The organism is Flavobacterium sp. N2550 (genome assembly GCF_025947265.1).
In the GTDB taxonomy this organism is placed as follows: domain Bacteria; phylum Bacteroidota; class Bacteroidia; order Flavobacteriales; family Flavobacteriaceae; genus Flavobacterium; species Flavobacterium endophyticum.
Genome location: NZ_CP110007.1, coordinates 624,272 through 642,275 on the forward strand (window position 1 = coordinate 624,272; position 18,004 = coordinate 642,275).

Genomic DNA, 18,004 nt, shown 5'->3' on the forward strand with positions numbered 1-18,004 from the left:
TATATGAAAAAAATAATTCTAATAATGATACTGTCATTTCAGTTTGCCAGTTGTCAAAATAAGTCTTTTGAAAAGACGCCTAAGGAATTTATTTCCAAAGTGAATGTGCCAAAAAGAATATATTCTAGCGATAGTCTTAATTTGGTAAACTTAATCAAGGAAGAAATTAGAAATCACCGAGGTGGATATTTTTCTAAAGCATATGATGATTCTACAGAAGTTATCATTGATAGTATCTTATACAGTCCAAATTTTGATAGGCTTGCTTTTTTCATTATTGATAAAAAAGAAAACAAAAAAACATATCCTATAAATTGGACAGAGAAGGATGTAGAATCTTTAAATCAAAATGAAAAATTATCTTATAATGGTTATCATTACACAGGAAAAGCTTATATAGGTATTAGAAAAAAAGACAGCTTAATAATAGATAATTTTTTTAGGATTACAACTGCTAAATACGAAAATATAGATGAAGCTAAGCTCAGATTAAAACAATTATTTTTCGAAGAATATTCTGCAGTTAAAGAAGCTGGTTTCGAATATAATATTGATGATGTCCGATTCTGGAAAAACAAGAACGTTTGGAATAAAATTAACTAACGTTAAAAACCACTCAAAAGAGTGGTTTTTTTTATGAATAATTGTCAGATGTTACGGAAACCCATAAATATCAGAATCGGCGAATGACTAGTTTTGCTTTGGTGAAGTACGCCACATTATTAATCATTAAATAAACAAGCATTTATGGAAACAATCCAAGCTATCAAACCTGGTCCAAAACCAGACAAAAAAGATGGAACACCAGATGAGAGAAGACGTGTTACACCTCCTAACAAACCTAAGCATCCTGATTTAAAGCCTCACGTTCATAAGCCTAAGGATTAAGGCGTGTTGTGATTTTGAATTATTAAAGACAGCTTAGGGCTGTCTTTTTATTTTAGAACCTTTTCCAAATCCATCTGATACCAACGAAAATAATCAGAACCAACGCCAGAACCATCTGCAACAGCGCACCAATCAAACTGAACACGACTTAGTGTATCAAATTAGGTCATGAAATGATAATCTATCTAATTTAGCAGGAGGGAAAATTAAGTATCTTTATGCCGCAGACGGTAGGAAGGTACGCAAGGATGCCCCGTATGGCTCGGGAAGCGTGGCGGGAGGCGTCGGCATCATGTCGATGGACTATCTGGGCGGATTCCACTACTAGGGGACGGCACTGAAGTTCTTCCCAACTGCGGAAGGCTATGTGCAGGCCACGGCGCTCAAGGTGGGCTTTGCGTACAGCTATGTATATAATTATACGGACCATCTGGGGAACATCCGCCTGAGCTATGCGCAGGATCCGGAAAATCCGAACGTTCTTAAGATTATCGAGGAAAGCCACTACTATCCGTTTGGGCTCAAGCATGCGAATTACAACTCGGACCAGCTCGCCTTTAGGGAGAAGGACCCTGGGCCTGGGCTTATGCTGATGGCTGCCGCCGCCGCTGTCGATCCCGTGCCGCAGTTTGTGTATAATTATAAATATAACGGCAAGGAGTTCCAGGATGAGATGGGGCTGAACTGGTATGATTATGGCGCGAGAAATTATGACCCTGCGATCGGAAGGTGGATGAATATTGACCCCTTGGCAGAAGTATCGAAGAGATGGACACCATATAACTATTGTTATAATAATCCAATAATAAATGTTGATCCTGATGGAATGAAAGCTGAACGTTCTCAGACGGCAAATGTTTATTATGACTGGGATGAAGGTGGGTATAGAACCCAAGCTGGTGATGTTTCAACCGAAGAGGAGGCTTTATCATCGTCTAATTGGATGCCATTAACAGCTGATACATTTAATAGTTATGTAAAAGAGAAATATAATGTTCCCGACAAACAAATGGGTGATTTCGCAGGAAAACTGTTTGAGGATGCTTTTATTAAATTTGGAGAGATTAATTTTGAAGAAGATGCAAACTTTGAAGGTGTAACTGGACGTTCAACTTTGTCTAGACCCGATGCATATTCAGATGCTTTACATTTTAATCTTTCGAAACTTAGACTTGTCAGATACAATAAATCTGTTTGGTGGGAAGTTAAAGCTAGGAATAAAAATGTAACTCTAGACAAACAGATAAAAGGGTTTATTGATGGTATATATGAGGAATTTAAGAATTCAGCAACTAAAACTGGAGCAGCACATTTATGCTTAGTCACAACAAGTAATAGTAGTGTAAGTGCAGAAGTTTATGTTTATGCACAAGCAAAAGGTGTCCAAATTCAACATTGGGTTTCACAGTATAGGATGATAGATGGAAGTATGCAAGTTGATTTCGGTTATCGAACCGGTCCTATAAATCCTTTAGTTTATGAATTTAAAAAACCTGTTAAGCTATGATTTTAGTTAAAAAATTATGGGTACTTATATTATTTCTTTCTTTTTTTTGTAGTTATAGCCAAGAAGATAATAAACAAGTTATGAATGTAGAAGATATTAGAGAACTCGAACAAGAAAGAATTTCAGATATTCCAAACACAATTAGATTTTATGCAGAAGAATTGGAAAAAAAGTTTGATATTCAATTAGATTATAAAGATGTTCATACTTTAGATAAACTAGATGAGAAAATCCATCAGTACGGTTTAGAAAGACTTAATGATAGGGATTTGTTTTCAATCAGTTTGTATCTTGATGAGTTTTTTAGAATTAATACTGACACTAATTGGGCTTTAGATAGATTTAAATCTTCAAAAGGGTATTATTTCGTTCCATTTATAAAAACAAAAGATTCTAAAAAGGAGATTAGTTTTTATAGGGATATTTTTAAAGGGTATTTAGAGAATGAGAGTGGTTATTTATTATTGAAATACTGCTATATTTCTCAATTAGCTAGGTATAAAGATATTGCCCCACTATCAAAGGAAGAAATAGAATTCTTTAAATCATTTAACTAAGTTAAGGGTAATGTATCAGATTAGGTGTTTTTACAAGACATAACTCATTCCCCAATAGCAGTAGCTTTAATGTATAGAAACTTATTAAATACTGATGAGATGAGAACATTTTTATTTTTGCCATTATTTTTCTTTTTTATCTTAGGATGCAAATCTATAGAAAGAAGAATGGCAACCCATGATTCAGACTTATATATCGGGATACATGATTGCTTTGAAAATGACACTCTAAAAGTTCTTATTAATGATCAAGAAATTATAAATATTACTAATTTAACATCAAATTCTTTAGGAGTTACAGACATATATATTCAATATTATTCGACAGGGAAAAATAAAGGAATAATTGTCATATACAACAGTAATAAATCTGAAACCCGAAAAGAAATATATCTTGATTTAAAAAAGGAAATCATGTTAGAAGTAATTAGAAATAACAATAGTGACAAATTTCTAATAGATATCAAAAAAGGTAAAAAAATTGTTGTTAGCGGATGTAGCGAAGACAGAAAAACTACATCAATTATTTATTTCAAGAAAAAAATTATAGTTGAGTAGTTTTACAAACTTGAGAGAGTTATACCAAAAAGCAGTTGAACCAAAGGAAAAACCCGAAAAGTGATACAAAGAAGAACAGTTTAAAAACATCCCAAAAGAGTTTAGATAGACTATTAATATATTTTTGTATTTCACAAATTTGGTAAAGCACCAGGGTTAGAGATTATAACTTTTAAAAACATATTGGACTGATATCAATAAAAATTAATTCTATTTATAAAAAAGACAAACAAGTACTGCTGTCTTCTTACAACAAAAACGTGGAAATTAATTATGAATAAGATGAAAAAACACTGTATTTTTTTGATATTAATTCTGGCTATATGTATAAAAAGTTTTGGACAACAAGAAAATCTCTATTATAAAAAGGGAATAGAAATTGTATTAGATAGTCTCATACAAGAAATTCCAAAAGTAAAATTCTTTTTGACCAGTGAGTATACTGTAATGGATACTTCGAAAGACCCATTTGGCGGCTTTAATTGTAATATTAATTTTGATAATTTTAAACAAAATAGTTTAAACAGCACAACAGTTATTATCCCAAGTAAATATCAAGACCGTCTAAAGAAAAATACTTTTTTTAATAAATTAATTTATGGCAATAAATTAGTTGAAGTAAAAATTGATGTTCTATATGAAGATTCTAATAATGTTCTATTTGTAGCCAATATTTACGGAAAAGAAGGAGGTATTTTTATGTTTGTACAATTTAAAATTAACTCGTTGGACGTAAATGAGTTCTGTAAAGTATATTCTATCTATTAAAATAAACGAAATTGCTGAATGTAACCGTCGGTAATGTCCGGTAATGTATCAGATTAGGTGTTTTTACAAAATAGCCGCCTAACTGCCTGACAAAGAATGTGAATTTAAAGTTTACAAGTAAAAAGAGACGACCAATTGGGTCGTCTCTTTTATTTTTTAGAGTCTTAAAAAGCTTAAAAATGATTTAATGCTAATTTAGTGTATCAAATTAGGTCATGAAATGATAATCCATCTAATTTAGCAGGGGGGAAAATTGAGTATCTTTATGCCGCAGATGGAAGGAAGGTGCGCAAGGATGCCCCCTATGCCTCGGGAAGCGTGGCGGGAGGCGTCGGCATCATGTCGATGGACTATCTGGGCGGGTTCCAGTACCAGGGGACGGCGCTGAAGTTCTTTCCGACCGCGGAAGGCTATGTTCAGGCCACGGCGCTCAAGGTGGGCTTTGCGTACAGCTACGTGTACAACTATACCGACCATCTGGGCAACATCCGCCTGAGCTATGCGCAGGATCCGGAAAATCCGAACGTTCTTAAAATTCTTGAGGAAAGCCACTACTATCCGTTTGGGCTCAAGCATGCGAATTATAACTCGGACCAGCTCGCCTTTAAGGAGAAGGACCCGGGACCGGGGCTTATGCTTATGGCTGCCGCTGCGGCTATCGATCCCGTGCCACAGTTTGTATATAATTATAAGTACAACGGAAAGGAGTTCCAGGATGAGATGGGGCTGAACTGGTACGATTATGGCGCAAGGAATTATGACCCTGCTATCGGTAGGGTGGATGAATATTGACCCGCTCGCGGAGAAGTATGATAGTAATTCTCCTTATGTATATGCTGTAAACAACCCTGTGTTTTTTATTGACCCAGATGGTATGAGAGTAAGATGGGCGACTTGGAGCGATATGCAAAAAGATGAAGAGTTAAGTAAACAGTTTTCATCAAGGAAAGAATATAGACAAGCAAGAAGAGAATTGAAAAAAGAGTATAGAGAAACATTGAAAAATTCTGAAACTGCCTCTGCTATATATAATGATTTAGATGCCGATTCTGCAACCCATACTATTTATGCTCAAAAAACTACAGGTGGGGATACGAAGAAAACGGAATCAGGAGGCACTAACATTAAGATTGGTATAGGTAACGGCTCTTCTGATTATTTAGATGGAATCAGTAGTAATGAATCAAATATTCAGGCGCAAATAGGACATGAAGGAGGTCACGCTTGGGCTAAAATGAATGGGTTGGAAAGTGAGTTGAAATCATTAGACAGACAGACAGCTAACCCATTTGATGTAACTCTTTATAACAACGCATTAGAAAAAAGAGAAAGGTTTGCATCTCATGTCGAAAATATGGTAAGAGCAGAATTAATTGCAAGCGGTACACAAAACATGAGTTTATCATCGCAATATTTTTCAAGGAAAGCAGTATATACAGGAGGCTCTTTTTCTAAAGTTGAATATCAGACTACAACATATAAACTGTTAGAAAATAGTCCATATAATGCACAAGGATATTTGAGCAGAACCTATAATTTACCCGTAACAAAAAGATGAAAAAAATAATTTTAATATCGGCATTGTTTTTTATGATTTCCTGTAAAAGTCAGAAATCAACAGAAAAAAATCATAAATGTGATATTTCCGAAACAGAAAATCTGAAGGCATTTGATAGTTTATATATCAATTTAGACACAACTAAAGTGTTTAAAAACAAACTCAAAGAATTTGAAAAGAATAAAACAGAGGTTTTGCTTTGTCAATTTCCGCCTAATATGAAACGTGGAAAATTTACTGAAATTAAAACTATCAACGATAAATTGATTTATTACAATAGTTTGACTGATAAGCAAATTCTCTTAAAAAATTCTGATATTGAACTGCTTTCAAGTAGCATTCGTACTATTGAAAAAAAGTATTACTATGAACAATGTGATGAATATGTCTCAGATAATACTTTTTATTTAATGTTAATTAAAAGAGATGGTGAAATTGTATCAAAATATTTTACTTATGGGAATTTAAGTTTTAAAAAGACTGAGGGAAATCCGAATCTGAATACGCTTAAATGCATTTTTGAAATAATGTATAGAAACTCTTTTAAATAAATCAATTGGTAATGTATCAGATTAGGTGTTTTTACAAAACAACCACCTAACTACCTGATAAATAATGTAGATTTAAAGTTCACAAGTAAAAAAGAGACGACCAATTGGGTCGTCTCTTCTATTTTTAAAGTCTTAAAAAGCTTAAAAATGATTTAATGCTAACTTTAGTGTATCAAATTAGGTCATGAAATGATAATCTATCTAATTTAGCAGGAGGGAAAATTAAGTATCTTTATGCCACAGACGGCAGGAAGGTGTGCAAGGATGCCCCCTATGCTTCTGGAAGCACGGCCGGAGGCGTCGGAGGCGTCGGCATCATGTCGATGGATTACCTGGGCGGATTCCACTATCAGGGGACGGCACTGAAGTTCTTCCCGACTGCGGAAGGCTATGTGCAGGCCACGGCGCTCAAGGTGGGCTTTGCCTACAGCTATGTATATAATTATACCGACCATCTGGGGAACATCCGACTGAGCTATGCGCAGGATCCGGAAAAACCTCTGTTGCAGGGGAATTACTTGCTCACGAACTGCTTGGTCACGGTCTTACGAATTATAATACAGGAGGAAATCAATTTTTGAATGCAGTACAGCTAACTAATTTATATCATAGAGTGACAACGGGAAGTTCTCGTTTTTATAGAGATGGTAGTGCTCACGGAGGTAATCCAGCTGGAAATGGCGTAGCAATTCCAGGCTCCATTTCTTGGCAAGTTCCATTATATTTAAAATAACTAGATTATGAAAAATTCCATATTATATTTATTGTTAATAGTTTCTTTGAATGTTTTTTCTCAAAATAGATATGAGACTGATAGCATAACAGCATATTCATTGATTGAAAAAGAGATGACTAACCTTAAAAAAATAGGTATTGCAGAAACTAACGTACTTTCTTTATTTGATGATACTGGTAAGATTATTATTTTATGGAAAGAAAAAGAAAAATATAGAGCAGTAAAAATGTATTATAAAGGAAAAGAGTGTAATAAAGTTAAAAGACAAAGACTTTCAAAGTTAGATAAAAAAAACATTGAGTTAATTTTAAAAAATCCTCAAATTTTATCTAAAATATCTAACTCAAATTGTAATGATAGGGCTTATTCTTTTAATAAAGTTAATATAAGTACGGAAAATTTCTCGGATAGTTTTTTCTCACATTGTGAGCAAGTTAATGAACTAATACCATTGACATCACTATACTTTAGCCTAAGGTAATAATATAATTGGTAATGTAACAGATAGTTGTTTTTATAAATTATCAAGATAACTACTTAAAGAACAACATGCTTTATTTTTTTAAATAAACAGAGGCGACCATTTGGTCGTCTCTACGTTTTTAGAGTCTTAAAAAGCTTAAAAATGATTTTAGTGTATCTTAGTGTATCAAAATAGGTCATGAAAATAAGATATAAACATAAAATCCAACATCTTAAAGTTATGTTGTAATTGACACTAATGCCTAGTCCCTAATCTGGCACCAGAATTTCCAAACAATTTACCTATAAAATCATGAAAAAAACGCTTTTATTATTAATAGTACCATTTTTAATGCTTAGCTGTAGTGAGGCTAAAAAAAATAGTGAAAAACTTCAAAAAAACAAAATCAATGAAATAAAGAAAATGTCCGAAAATGGTTGTCTAACTAATTTTGATAGTTTTTTTAAAAGATTTGCAGAAGATAGCACTTATCAAAAAATGTGTATTAAATTTCCTCTAAACATTTATTTTCATGAAGACTTGATCGCTGATAATTTTTCGGTCAAGGTTATAAAAAATCAAACCGATTTTAAATACATTGACTTTACAAAAGATCATTTAGCTATGAAAAATGAATATGATAAATTTACTATTGAAAAAACAATTAAAAAGAACAAATTAATATACAAAAGACTTGGCTATGATAATGGTATTCATATTGAATATGAATTTAAATTAATTGATGGTTGTTGGTATCTAATAAAAATTATGGATCAATCTTCATAAGCATAACAGGAAAGAGTTTCAGAATGAGATGGGATGAACTGGTACAACTATGGAGCGAGAAATTATGACCCTGCTATCGGAAGGTAGATGAATATTGACCCATTGACAGAGAAATCTAGGATTTTATCCATATGCCTATGCATTGGACAATCCTGTGTTTTTTATTGACCCAGACAGGACAGAGGTAACACCACCTGATTGATATATCGATAATAGGTCTGGTAAAAATATTAGGTCAAGATGGTGGCAACTACGTGATAAAAAATGCGATTTAAAGTTTGCAAAGAAAAAAGAGATGATCAATGTGGGTCGTCTCTTCTGTTTTTAAGGCTTTAGAAAGCCTAAAAGTGCTTTTGACATAGCTATATAGTGTATCAAAATAAGTGATAAAAGTTAGGAGGTAATTCTGCAATGGAAATGTAAAAAAAAAACGGATTTCAAATTAATGGAAGGCAACAGCAGATAGTTGCTTTTTTTCTTATTATTATGAATAATAAAAGAAAATATTAGTATTTATATCTTATTATAATCTTATTTATATTATATTTGCTCTCAGAAACTTTAACACTTTTTACAGATTTTCTGTAATTCTTATTGCAGCAGCGTGCTTAAAGAAAAAATTGCTGCTATTGTGTTACTTACTTTATAAAAACAATTATTTTTTATATTTTTAACAAAATTTAACAAGCCTTAACTTAAAGATTCGCAAATGCTTATAATCCAACCCTCCAAGGCGCGCCTTATGGCCGCCGCATGCGCCCTGCTCTCTGCAGGCGCCCTACAGGCCCAAGACATCCTCTGGGAAAAGTCCTACGGCGGAAAGCACTCCGAATACCTATTCGATGCACAGCCAACCCCCGACTACGGCTTTATACTCGCCGGAAGCTCCTTATCCAAAAAGACCGGAAACAAGACCGAGGAAGCCGCAGGCGACCTGGACTACTGGCTCTGGAAGATGGACGAGAAGGGGGAGCTCGACTGGCAGAAAAGCTTCGGCGGTAGCGGGGCCGACCTGCTGCAGGCCGTGAGGCTTACTCCCGATGGGGGATTCATACTCGCAGGGACTTCCGAGTCTGCCAAGGGGCTGCAGAAGAAAGAGGACGGCTACGGGAAGGAAGATTTCTGGATCATCAAGCTGAACGCAAAAGGCGCCGAGCAGTGGCAGCGCACCATAGGCGGTTCCGGACAGGAACTGCTGCAGAGCATCGCGCCTACTCCAGACGGGGGCTATATCATCGGGGGAAGCTCCAGCTCGCCCCGCAGCGAAAAGCTTGCTGCCGGACAGCCGGATGCCTACGGGAAGTCCGTTGCCGGATTCGGGAACCTGGACTACTGGGTGGTGAAACTGGATTCGGAAGGAAAGATCGAATGGCAGAAGGCCTTCGGGGGGCAGTATGCCGACCAATTGCGCAGCATCGTGCCCGTGCGCGGCGGGGGCTACCTGCTGGCAGGGTCTTCCAACTCGCCCGAATCGGGGAACAAGAGCGAGAAATGCTATGGCCAGTCCGACTACTGGGTGGTGAAGCTGGATACTAAAGGGGAACTGGAATGGCAGAAGGTGTATGGCGGCGAAGGCGACGACCAGCTCCAGGCCGCACTGCAGTCCGTGGACGGAAACTTCTTATTGGCAGGAAGCTCTGCCTCGGGGACGACCGGAAACAAGAACGCCTCCAACGGCAAGGGAACCGACTTCTGGCTCCTGAAGATCGACCCTTCTGGGGAGGTATTGTGGCAGAAGACCTACGATATCGGCAAGGCCGACCTGTTGACCTCGCTCGAGGAAAGCCGGGACGGGTCGCTACTGCTCGGGGGTCATGCCCAGAGCGAGACCTACAGCACCAAGAAAAAGGACAAGGAAGGCATCAACGACTATATCGCCATCAAGACCGACCCTCAGGGAGAGGAGCAGTGGACCCAGACCGTGGGAAGCGGCGGGGAGGATATCCTGCGCAAGGCCGTGGAGACCCGCGACGGGGACTACCTGCTGGCAGGCACCTCGATGGGAGCCGTATCGCGCGACCGCTATACCGGGCAGGGACGCAATGACTTCTGGGTCGTGAAGCTCAAGGACAAGAGAAAGAAGGAAGAGAAGAAGAATCCTATAGAAGCCTACCCGAACCCTACCCTGCACTACTCCAACGTGATCGTGGGCTATGAATTTGAAAAAGGCACCGCTACCGTGTACGACCTTTCGGGAAGGCAGCTGCAGCACTTCGAGATCCATGACCGCACCGTGCCCGTCGATTTGGGAGGCATGCCCGAGGGCATCTATATCGTGGAGATACGCACCAACGTGCAGGAAGACTCCGTGAAGATCGTAAAAGCCATCAACAAAAATTAGACAAGACATGAAAAAAATATATGCGCTAGCAGCAATGCTGGGCATGGCCGCCATAGCCCATGCCCAAAACCCTGAGATAAAAAGCGAGCTCCCGACCATACTCCCTCCGTCGCCCACTGTAGCGGCATTGATGAAGTTCGAGGAGGTGCCCGTGAGTAACTATACAGGAGTGCCAGATATCAGCATTCCTTTACTCAGCACGCCTACCCAATCCAAGGATATCAGCCTGGACATCTCGCTGAAATACAATTCTTCCGGTATCGGAGCCGATGCCATAGCCAGCGATGTAGGGCTCGGATGGAGCCTCTTTGCCGGCGGCACTATTTCTAGAACCGTTCGCGGAATGCCTGACGAAATTGAAGTTCTGGGAAATAGTGCAAAAATAGGCCTCTATCAGAACTCTACCCAAAACCATGTCAACAATTATTATCAAGTCCTACAAATATTAAATGATGAGAATTCAAGTGTTGCCGATCAAGAAATCGCTAATGAATATTTATGGGATGCCCAAGTGAAAGGTATTTTAGACACCGAACATGATTTATGGCAATTTAACTTCATGGGACATTCGGGCAGGTTCTATATCCAGAAAAATACCGTTACCGGGCAATTGGAAGTTAAAGGACTCGACGACAACCGGCTCAAAATCGTAAACCATTATACCCCGGGAACTTATGCACATACGGACTTTATCATTTACGATGAAAAGGGCTATCAGTTTATCTTTGATATTGTCGAAAAGACAGCCTCAAATTCCATCTCTACGATCATATCTTGGGATGATGAGATTATAACCCATAACCCTACCGCACTCATGAACTACAACAGCGCCTTCCATTTATCAAAAATACTAGACAACCAAAACAACATACTAGCCGAGTTTAACTATAACCCTACGCCCATAAAAGAAATCGCACTAGATGGATCACAAACACTCAATATCCAAGATTATTTAGGAAATACTGCTTATAGCATCAGCTATTATGCTCAAATGCGGCCGAACATGTATAATTTCAGCCCTCTACCAAAAGAAGTGATTACATGGAGTCAGCGCAATACCGATGTCAAAAAATTATTGAACATTAGTGTTAATGGCATAGCAAAAATAGATTTTAACTATGAGAAAGGAAGACAGGACACCAACCTAGATCATCCGGATTTAGCATATGTCTTTAAAGGAATCGTTATCAAAGACTGGAAAAACAACCCGATCAAGAAATTTACGCTAGAACAGGGCTATTCTTATGTTACCAAAGTGAGGATGATCTTAAAAAAGGTACATATGGAAAATTTTAACGATACTAAAAAAGAAACTCGCGAACTTTTCTACAAAACAAACAATCAAGGTGATAACAGCATTGGAAAAGACTATTGGGGTTATTTCAACCTGCGCCCAAACTGTTCCCTAAAAGGAATCGATCGAAAAACAAATCCTGTCTTCTGTACTACAGATGTCCTTTGCAAAATGACACTACCTACTGGAGGATGCGTTATGTTTGATTTTGAGTCTAACCGCTACTCTAGCATCGGAAACACCGCGATTACTAATTTTGACGACAATCCTGACAACTGGAGCGATAATGAGATTTCTTATTATTTTACTACGCAACAAAGAACTCCACAAAATTTGCTTTTCTCTGCCACACAAGACCAAAAAGTCACTTTTTATCCTTCTACAACTGCAACTGATGCAGAATATAAAGGGTTTACAATTTACAAAAATGGCGTAGCTCAAGTAGGTGCTTTATATTGCCCAGATACCATTCCTGGGTGTTGTATAGAGTATGTTCTTGAAGCGGGAGCCCAATATAGCATTGGCTATTGGTATTGGCTGATAGGGCAGAGTGATTCCGACAACGTAAAGGCCGTATATCATAACAGAATTTCCGACCCGAAACAGTTCTTGTACGGGGGTGGTATTCGAATCAAGAGAATTGACTATTTTGACACGAGCAATATTCCCGAGAATTTCTATGAGCAATATCCAGATATGGTGCTTGCTTATCCTCCTAAAAAGGAACTTAATTACAGCTATAACAGCTTTGGACAACCTTTAAAAAGCAGTGGAGCATTAGCATTTCCTGTTCCTAAATTTGAATATCGAAAATCGAAAAGGGAGTGTACTTGGCGTCAAGTAAGCGTAATATCCCGCATAGATCTTGATGACCAGACGACTTTTTTTTATGATACTTATACTACAACCAATAATCTTCAATCTGTTAGGACACAAGGTGCTGATGTAGGCTACAGCAATGTAAAGGTTTTTGAGACCGGAAACGGATACAGCGAATATGAATATACATCGCCGCTCGATTATCCGGAAGCTATTGACCAATATGTTACTGCTCCTCCTTTTATCCCTACCCTGAACATTGATTATAAACGAGGACTCTTGAAAAAAGAACGAATCTTTGATGCGAACAGCAGGAAGCTGAACGAAACTCTATATGACTATGAATTCGTAGATTATAAAGAAATAACCGGATTTCGTCCGTTTTACCTCCTTTCGGAGTTTACACAAGGCTTTATACACTATGACTATTACTATCAGTATAAAAATTACTTGGCGTCATGCTCTATAAACAACAACTGTTTTTGTGATTTTGGCAGAGTTCCTCAGTTTATATTTTTCAGGAATATAGAGGAAGGTTTTGGCTGGGCAAAACTGATCAACAAGACGACCAAGAGCTTCTTCTATAGCGGCTCCGTGCAGACGGAAGTGGGCACATCCGAAAGCTATGCCTACAACGCGCTGAACAAGAAGATCGCCTCCCAGACCACCACCCTGGGCACAGGGGAGGTGCTCAAGACCGACTTCTACTACCACGCCGGCAACTCGCCCTACTCCCAGAACCGCATCTCGGAGATCGAGAGGGTCGACAGCTACCGCAACTCAGAGCTGCTCTCCACAAGCAGGATCGTCTACTCGAACGCCTTTGCCGGAAACGCCGCCTGGCTGCCGCAGGCCGTGCAGGCCTCCAAGGGAGCCAACGCGCTGGAGGCCAAGGTCCGCTATAACAGCTACGACCAGTACGGCCATCCGCTGGAAGTGCAGCAGGAAAACGGCATGAAGGTCTCCTACGTATGGGGCTACAGCAGGACCCAGCCCGTGGCAAAGATCGACAACATGGCCTATGCCTCCCTGCCTGCAGGGCTGGTTACGGCCGTGCAGAATGCCTCCGATGCCGCGCCCTTTAACAATACCGCCGAGGCTTCCCTGCTTTCTGCGCTGGAAGACCTGCGTATTGCCGCAACCGCTTCAGGAGGACAGATGACCGGCTATGCCTACAGGCCGCTTGTGGGGGTATCGGCCGTAATCGACCCGAAGGGCGACAGGACCTACTACGAGTACGACGGCTTCGGCAGGCTCAAGGCCGCCTACGACCGCAACGGAAAGCTGCTCTCCGAGAACGAGTACCATTACAGGACACAAAACTAAGACGCCATGAAAAAGACACTATATCCATATATCGCACTGCTGCTGCCGGCCCTGGCCGTCGCGCAGAGCCAGGACCAGAACTATGTCAGGACCACGACCTACAAGACCGAGACCTCCGCATCCATAGCCTCGCCGACCGCGGCGCAGGCCGCCCAGAGCATCACCTATTTCGACGGGCTGGGAAGGCCCGTGCAGCAGCGCGCCCACCGGCAGTCCGGCTCCGGAAAGGACCTGGTGACCCCTGTCGTATACGATGCGCTCGGAAGGCAGGCCAAGGAGTACCTGCCCTACCCGACCGCATCCGCCTCGCTGGACTATGACCCGAATGCAGAGGCAGCCGCCCTGTCCTACTATGCCAGCGCGCCTGCGCCTGCCGTGCCGGGATTCGAGACCACCGCAAGCCCCTTCAGCCAGAAGCTCTTCGAGGCCTCGCCCCTGAACCGCGTGCTCCAGCAGGCGGCGCCCGGCAATGCCTGGGCCCTGGGCTCCGGACACGAGGTGAAGACCGAATACCTGGCCAACAGCGCCGCCGACAACGTGAAATACTACAAGGCCATTGCCGCATGGCAGGCCTCCCAGGGGCTCTATACTGCGACGCTGGTGCAGCAGCCTGGCTCCAGCTATCCTGCAGGACAGCTCTACAAGACCGTGACCAAGAACGAGAACTGGACCTCCGGCACCCTGAATACCGCAGAGGAGTATAAGGACAAGGAAGGAAGGGTCGTGATGAAAAGGACCTATGTCTCTGCCGTGGTGAGGGGCAATACCGTCATCCAGTCCATGGATACCTATTACGTATACGACCAGTTCGCCAACCTGTCCTTCGTGCTGACCCCCCTGGTCACCGCCCCGACGCAGCAGCTCGACGGGCAGTGCTACCAGTACCGCTACGACAGGAGAAACCGCCTGGTGGAGAAAAAGCTCCCGGGCAAGCAGTGGGAGTTTATCATATATGACAGCCTGGACCGCCCAGTCGCTACCGGGCCTGCCTATGCGCCCTTTAGCGACCTGGCTGCCGGCGCCACGGGATGGCTGGTGACCAAGTACGATGCCTTCGACCGCACCGCCTATACCGGATGGATGCCGGCCACGGTGACCAGCGCCGAAAGGGCAACGCTGCAGGCCGCGCGCGATGCGCAGACCGCAAACCTGAACGAGGCCAAGGCTTCTTCCGACAATACGGTCAACGGCGTGGCCTTCCGCTATACCAGCACGGCATGGCCCGTGTCCGGATACCACGTGCTCTCCGTGAATTATTACGACGACTATGCCTTCCCCAACGCCCCGGGCTCCTTCCCGGACGTGGAAGGGCAGCCCGCATACTACAACCTGTCTGCAAAGCCTGCAGGCCTGCCGACGGGTTCCTGGACGCGCGTGCTGGAATCCAGCACCGCCTATGCCGGGGAAGCCTCCTATACGCTCTACGACAAGAAGGCAAGGCCGATACGCACAAGGACGGCAAACTATATGGGGGGCCATACCCAGGCCGACTCCAGGCTCGACTTTTCCGGAAAGGCGCTCTATACCGTGACCTACCACAAGCGCACCGCCTCCGATACGGAACTGGCCGTGCGCGAGGACTTCGCCTATACCGACCAGGACCGCCTGCTCAGCCAGACGCACAAGATCAATGCAAGCGCGGCAGAGCTGCTGGCCAGGAACGAGTATGACGAGCGCGGGCAGCTCGTGCGCAAGAGCGTGGGAGGAAGCGACACTACCGGCACCGCGGCCCTGCAGAAAGCCGACTATGCCTATACCGTGCGCGGGTGGCTCAAAGGAATCAACGACACCGGGTCGCTGGCAAAGGCGGGCGATCCCGGAGACCTGTTTGCCTTCGGCATCAATTACCAGGCGCCCATAAGCGCCCAGCCGCTCTTTAACGGGAACATAGCCGAGACCCTGTGGAGGACCGCCAGCGACGACAAGCTGCGCAGGTACGCCTACGGCTATGATGCCGTAAACAGGCTCACCGCCGCCACCTATGTCAAGGAAGGACTGATGACAGGGTCCTACAACGAGGCCATCGAGTACGACAGGAACGGGAATATCACCGCGCTGCAGCGCAACGGGGGGCTCGATTCCGACTCCGGGGCCTATGTACAGATCGACGACCTCTACTATACCTACGACGGGACCAACAGGAACCGCCTCCTTCAGGTGGAAGACCTGGCCAACAACCCGCAAGGGTTCAAGCAGGGAAGCGCAAGCACCCCGTCGTTCTACTATGACGACAACGGGAACATGGTACAGGACCTCAACAAGGGGATTACCTCCATACGATACAACCACCTCAACCTGCCCGTGAAGGTCGTGTTCGGTTCCGAATCTGAAAAAATCGAGTATCTTTACGATGCCGCCGGCAAAAAGATGAGGAAGACGGTCACTACCTCGACAACGGGCGAAGGCAGGGACGTGGACTATCTGGACGGATACCAGTACATGAATGCAAGGCTCAGCTTTTTCCCGACCGCAGAAGGGTATGTGAGGGCATCGGAAGGAAAGTCGGGATATGCCTACAGCTACGTCTATAACTATAACGACCATCTGGGCAATATCCGCCTCTCGTATGCGAAGGATCCGGAAAACCCCAACGTTCTTAAGATACTGGAAGAGAACCACTACTATCCGTTCGGGCTCAAGCATACGAACTACAACTCCGACCTGCTCGTGCACAGGGCAGACCAGGGAAGCCTGAAGATCATGGACCCGAATACTCCAGTGCCCCTGGTACTGGTACTACCGTATGACTATAAGTACAACGGAAAAGAGTTCCAAGACGAGCTGGGGCTTGACCTGTACGACTACGGGGCGAGGAATTACGACCCGGCTATCGGAAGGTGGATGAATATTGACCCGCTAGCAGATGTTCATCCCGATATGACACCATATCGTTATTGTTTTAACAATCCAATTAGTGTCACTGACCCATCAGGAATGTTAGAAGATTTCGTGCAGAAAGAAGACGGCGAAATTTATTGGGATAATAATGCAAATTCGCAAGCTACTACGAAGGCGGGAGAAACTTATTTAGGAAAAGACTTGACCTTTACATTTAATAGCTATATTGATGGGGAACTTTGGGATGGTCCAGGAGGAAGCATGGCAGCGGGTGATAAATTGACATCCACCGTATCATTATCAGCACAAGAAAATAGTAATGGTGAGTTAACTGGAATATCAGCAACCAAATCTGTCCAACTTGGAGATACTCCTGTAGGTAGTCCAAGGGATTATTATCCAGGAAAAGGTGGCAGTAATAATTCTGCCTCTGCTAACATATCTTTCAATGGAGATGGAACGGTAGGCACTTATAATTTGAATTTTGAACAGCATGCGAGCGTATCAAAAATAGAAGAAATCGGATTAAACACACTCGGGTTTAAAATTGTAGATGTTGCTCAGCAATTAAATATTAATTATAGTGGTTCAAATGGAAATCTTACTGTATCTGCCGCAACTAATGTATTTCCATCTGCAAATTTGAGTGTCAATGGGCAATCCATAATGCAATATAATCAACCATCATTTAGGAAAACTCACACTGCACCGCTTGAAAAAGGGTCAATTTCCAACCCTGCATTGGCAAGAGATGTTTCATATTATCCTGCAAAACTTTTTAAAAGAAATTAATTATGAAAGCTACATACAAAAATATTTTAATTTATATCCTTGTGAAATATTTTCTCTTCTATTCACTTTTAATGTTTAAGAACAAAAATTACGCTTTGTTGAAATTGTTTGAAATGAAAAATTTTCAAGATTTCATATACTACTTCATCATATTTTTATCCATGCCTACAATATATTGCATTCTATTTTTATTTCCCTTGCGATATTCATTTCAACAAAAAA

General features: G+C 41.9%; 14 protein-coding genes. All 14 read left to right on the forward strand.

What is annotated here, in order from left to right:
• The first annotated feature begins 3 nt into the window (after window positions 1-3).
• The 14 genes from OLM56_RS02685 to OLM56_RS02750 all read left to right on the forward strand — a co-directional run bounded on the left by OLM56_RS02685 (window position 4) and on the right by OLM56_RS02750 (window position 17,782).
• Window positions 4-603, forward strand: a complete 600-nt coding sequence (locus tag OLM56_RS02685; RefSeq protein ID WP_264528227.1) for a hypothetical protein — start codon at window positions 4-6, stop codon at window positions 601-603.
• Window positions 604-747: 144 nt separating this feature from the next.
• Window positions 748-888, forward strand: a complete 141-nt coding sequence (locus tag OLM56_RS02690; protein ID WP_264528228.1) for a hypothetical protein — start codon at window positions 748-750, stop codon at window positions 886-888.
• Window positions 889-1,255: 367 nt separating this feature from the next.
• Entirely contained in the window at window positions 1,256-2,395 is a 1,140-nt protein-coding gene (locus OLM56_RS02695) for an RHS repeat domain-containing protein (RefSeq protein ID WP_264528229.1), read from the forward strand.
• A complete protein-coding gene (locus OLM56_RS02700) occupies window positions 2,392-2,952 on the forward strand; it encodes a hypothetical protein (protein ID WP_264528230.1) in 561 nt (186 codons plus the stop codon). Before OLM56_RS02695 ends, OLM56_RS02700 begins: the two co-directional genes overlap by 4 nt.
• A 99-nt stretch (window positions 2,953-3,051) precedes the next feature.
• The gene (locus OLM56_RS02705) at window positions 3,052-3,510 is read left to right on the forward strand and encodes a hypothetical protein (protein WP_264528231.1); all 459 of its coding nucleotides are present in this window, start codon (window positions 3,052-3,054) and stop codon (window positions 3,508-3,510) included.
• Window positions 3,511-3,792: 282 nt separating this feature from the next.
• A complete protein-coding gene (locus OLM56_RS02710; protein ID WP_264528232.1) occupies window positions 3,793-4,278 on the forward strand; it encodes a hypothetical protein in 486 nt (161 codons plus the stop codon).
• A 285-nt stretch (window positions 4,279-4,563) separates the two neighbouring features.
• Window positions 4,564-5,070: a hypothetical protein gene (locus tag OLM56_RS02715; protein ID WP_264528233.1), complete on the forward strand. Its 507-nt coding sequence runs from the start codon at window positions 4,564-4,566 to the stop codon at window positions 5,068-5,070.
• Window positions 5,021-5,836 (forward strand): hypothetical protein, encoded by an 816-nt coding sequence (locus tag OLM56_RS02720; RefSeq protein ID WP_264528234.1) that lies wholly within the window; start codon window positions 5,021-5,023, stop codon window positions 5,834-5,836. Before OLM56_RS02715 ends, OLM56_RS02720 begins: the two co-directional genes overlap by 50 nt.
• A complete protein-coding gene (locus OLM56_RS02725) occupies window positions 5,833-6,387 on the forward strand; it encodes a hypothetical protein (protein ID WP_264528235.1) in 555 nt (184 codons plus the stop codon). Before OLM56_RS02720 ends, OLM56_RS02725 begins: the two co-directional genes overlap by 4 nt.
• A 740-nt stretch (window positions 6,388-7,127) precedes the next feature.
• Window positions 7,128-7,604: a hypothetical protein gene (locus OLM56_RS02730; RefSeq protein ID WP_264528236.1), complete on the forward strand. Its 477-nt coding sequence runs from the start codon at window positions 7,128-7,130 to the stop codon at window positions 7,602-7,604.
• A gap of 294 nt (window positions 7,605-7,898) precedes the next feature.
• A complete protein-coding gene (locus OLM56_RS02735) occupies window positions 7,899-8,372 on the forward strand; it encodes a hypothetical protein (RefSeq protein ID WP_264528237.1) in 474 nt (157 codons plus the stop codon).
• A gap of 709 nt (window positions 8,373-9,081) precedes the next feature.
• Window positions 9,082-10,713 (forward strand): T9SS type A sorting domain-containing protein, encoded by a 1,632-nt coding sequence (locus OLM56_RS02740; protein WP_264528238.1) that lies wholly within the window; start codon window positions 9,082-9,084, stop codon window positions 10,711-10,713.
• Window positions 10,714-10,720: 7 nt separating this feature from the next.
• The gene (locus tag OLM56_RS02745; RefSeq protein WP_264528239.1) at window positions 10,721-14,152 is read left to right on the forward strand and encodes a hypothetical protein; all 3,432 of its coding nucleotides are present in this window, start codon (window positions 10,721-10,723) and stop codon (window positions 14,150-14,152) included.
• Between the two features lie 6 nt (window positions 14,153-14,158).
• Window positions 14,159-17,782 (forward strand): RHS repeat-associated core domain-containing protein, encoded by a 3,624-nt coding sequence (locus tag OLM56_RS02750; protein ID WP_264528240.1) that lies wholly within the window; start codon window positions 14,159-14,161, stop codon window positions 17,780-17,782.
• Window positions 17,783-18,004: the final 222 nt, after the last annotated feature.

Excerpts from the sequence above, each read along its gene's own strand:
- OLM56_RS02685 (WP_264528227.1), top strand. The coding sequence starts at position 4 with ATGAAAAAAATAATTCTAATAATGATACTGTCATTTCAGTTTGCCAGT.
- OLM56_RS02690 (WP_264528228.1), top strand. The coding sequence starts at position 748 with ATGGAAACAATCCAAGCTATCAAACCTGGTCCAAAACCAGACAAAAAA.
- OLM56_RS02700 (WP_264528230.1), top strand. The coding sequence starts at position 2,392 with ATGATTTTAGTTAAAAAATTATGGGTACTTATATTATTTCTTTCTTTT.
- OLM56_RS02705 (WP_264528231.1), top strand. The coding sequence starts at position 3,052 with ATGAGAACATTTTTATTTTTGCCATTATTTTTCTTTTTTATCTTAGGA.
- OLM56_RS02710 (WP_264528232.1), top strand. The coding sequence starts at position 3,793 with ATGAAAAAACACTGTATTTTTTTGATATTAATTCTGGCTATATGTATA.
- OLM56_RS02720 (WP_264528234.1), top strand. The coding sequence starts at position 5,021 with ATGGCGCAAGGAATTATGACCCTGCTATCGGTAGGGTGGATGAATATT.
- OLM56_RS02725 (WP_264528235.1), top strand. The coding sequence starts at position 5,833 with ATGAAAAAAATAATTTTAATATCGGCATTGTTTTTTATGATTTCCTGT.
- OLM56_RS02730 (WP_264528236.1), top strand. The coding sequence starts at position 7,128 with ATGAAAAATTCCATATTATATTTATTGTTAATAGTTTCTTTGAATGTT.
- OLM56_RS02735 (WP_264528237.1), top strand. The coding sequence starts at position 7,899 with ATGAAAAAAACGCTTTTATTATTAATAGTACCATTTTTAATGCTTAGC.
- OLM56_RS02740 (WP_264528238.1), top strand. The coding sequence starts at position 9,082 with ATGCTTATAATCCAACCCTCCAAGGCGCGCCTTATGGCCGCCGCATGC.
- OLM56_RS02745 (WP_264528239.1), top strand. The coding sequence starts at position 10,721 with ATGAAAAAAATATATGCGCTAGCAGCAATGCTGGGCATGGCCGCCATA.
- OLM56_RS02750 (WP_264528240.1), top strand. The coding sequence starts at position 14,159 with ATGAAAAAGACACTATATCCATATATCGCACTGCTGCTGCCGGCCCTG.